Raw genomic sequence first — 519 nt, 5'->3', positions numbered from 1 at the left:
CTCTTGTTTTGCTCTTTTTTTTTTTTTTCAAGCAGAAGACGGCATACGAGGTCCTGAGATGTCTCGTGGGCTCGGAGATGTGTATAAGAGTCAGCCACAGGACCTCACGAGGACGACAAGGGTGCGTCCGGCACCCTTCCCGGACAGTCCGTGCCCGCCGCACGTGCGCGGGGCCGGGTGTCGGCGAGGGCCGCGTCCGCCGCGGCCGAGGACCCGTCCCGCGCGCGGGACGGCGGCGGCACCTCTCCCCGCCCGCCCGCGGACGGGACCCATCACGCCTACGGCTCCGCGAGCTGGGGCGCCTCGGGCGGCCCCGAGGGCACGAGGGCGCAGGGCCACGGCCCTTCCGAGCCGTCGGCCGTCGTACCGGGCCAGGGCGGCGCGCCCCGGATCGAGCACCGGGGCGCGACCGGTGCCGGTGCTTCGGGAGGGGACACCCACGGCGGCCGGTCCGGCGTCGGCTCCTTCGAAGTGACGCGCACGACCGCCGTCCCCCCGCCTCCTCCGGCCGACCACGAC

1 protein-coding gene is annotated in these 519 nt (G+C 73.2%); it reads left to right on the top strand.

Features of this window, described 5'->3' with window-relative positions:
• Positions 1 to 150: 150 nt before the first annotated feature.
• A partial coding sequence (locus EHS43_RS48690; RefSeq protein ID WP_260471045.1) for a hypothetical protein occupies positions 151 to 519 on the top strand: 369 nt, incomplete at its 3' end.

Origin of the sequence: Streptomyces sp. RP5T (assembly GCF_003933965.1) — a bacterium.
GTDB lineage: Bacteria > Actinomycetota > Actinomycetes > Streptomycetales > Streptomycetaceae > Streptomyces.
This window is presented reverse-complemented; position numbering and strand designations above follow the sequence as displayed.